The 1,399-nt window shown below is 67.7% G+C and carries 1 protein-coding gene; it reads right to left on the bottom strand.

All coding sequences use genetic code 11. From position 1 onward, the window contains the following. Positions 1-134: 134 nt before the first annotated feature. Positions 135-1,283 (bottom strand): IS4 family transposase, encoded by a 1,149-nt coding sequence (locus ACIRRY_RS51800; RefSeq protein ID WP_403988153.1) that lies wholly within the window; start codon positions 1,281-1,283, stop codon positions 135-137. Between the last annotated feature and the right edge of the window lie 116 nt (positions 1,284-1,399).

The raw sequence follows: 1,399 nt of genomic DNA, 5'->3' as shown, positions 1-1,399 counted from the left end.
CAATGCCGTTGCTTTAGTGGTCGTGCCACCGGTTGTTCAGGGTGACGACGACCGGCGGGCGGCGGCTGCTGGCGGGTTCGCCTGGGGCTTTGCTGGCGTATCCGGTGATGCACGAGCGGATCTTGCGCGGGCAATCACGGGATCTTCTGCGAGGTAGGAGACTGCGGCCGATCTCGTTGAGTCCGAGGCGACGGTCCCTGCTGCGGGCTGAGGGGGGAAAAGCCGCTCGGTGAGATCAGTGAGCGGCGGACGACATGCAGGGCTCGGGTGAACGAGGTCCGCTCGGCGGTGCTGCGGTGTAGGCGGGCGGCCTCGTCCAGCAGGTCCCGAGTGGCGTGGTGCACGATCAAGTGCGCGTAGATCTCCTGCCGGACGCCGTCCGGTGTCTGTGATCTGAGGACCGGCCGGCCGCGTTGATGGGTCTTGATCTCGTCGAAGACGAGCTCGATCTCCCAGCGGCGGGAGTACAGGACGGCAAGTTCGTCGGCGGGGTACTTCTCGTGGTCGGTCAGGCTGGTGATCAGCCGGACGACGTCGGCCTGCCCGTCGACGCGGTACTCGATCACCCGGACCAGGGCCGTCGGCGCCTTCACGGTTCCGGCCGCCTTGCTGTGTTTGTTCGCCTCGATCCGCGCGAGGTAGCTGCCGTCGGGAAGAACGTCCTGGACCCGGCGGGCCTTGCGCCGCTCGATACGCCACAACAGGTGCGTGCCCTGGTTGCGGAGCCGGTGCCAGCGGGCCAGACCCCACAAGCCCCGGTCGGCCAGTAACAGCGTGCCGGTTCCGACATGGGCGTCCAGAGCGTCGGAGACGATGCGCTCGGAATCCTTGAACCCGCCGATCACCGCGTCCAGAACGGCATGCGAGGAGCACTCGGCCACCGCGACCACCCTGGCCTGCGGATAGCCCATCGGACTGCGCTGGGAGCCAGACTTGCCGAAGGCGTCGTTGTTCCCCGCAGAGTCGGGCACGGCCAGCAGCATCCCGTCCAGGGCCAGCACCCGCAGTCCGCGGAACAGCTCACCGTCCGCGCCGAGCGGGCGGGCCACGGACCGGAACAGTTGCCGCATCACCGGCCAGCCGAGCCGCTGCCGGGCCCTGGCCAGCGACGACTTGTTCACCCCGGACCAGGACCGCAATCCCTTGTCGCCCGTCTTCACCAGACGCAGGACTTCCAAGTAGTCGGCCTGCGGGAACAAGCACATCGCCAGCACGAAATACACCGTGAACCGGGCGGACAACAGACGACGGCGCTTCTCCGAGCACCCCGTCTCACCCACCATCCGGTCCACCAGCTCAGGCGGACACGACCGAGTCAGGACGCCCAGCCCCAGCCGCTCCAGACGGGATATCAGCACATCGCTTCAACCGGCCAGCCCCGCCAAAAGCAACGGCATTG

The organism is Streptomyces sp. NPDC101776, assembly GCF_044766845.1.
Taxonomy (GTDB): domain Bacteria; phylum Actinomycetota; class Actinomycetes; order Streptomycetales; family Streptomycetaceae; genus Streptomyces.
The sequence above is the reverse complement of the archived record's forward strand: the minus strand, read 5'-3'. Positions and strand labels throughout refer to the sequence as shown.

Bases quoted from the DNA above. Each gene is read 5' to 3' on its own strand.
- ACIRRY_RS51800 (WP_403988153.1), bottom strand. From the start codon at position 1,283: ATGGTGGGTGAGACGGGGTGCTCGGAGAAGCGCCGTCGTCTGTTGTCC.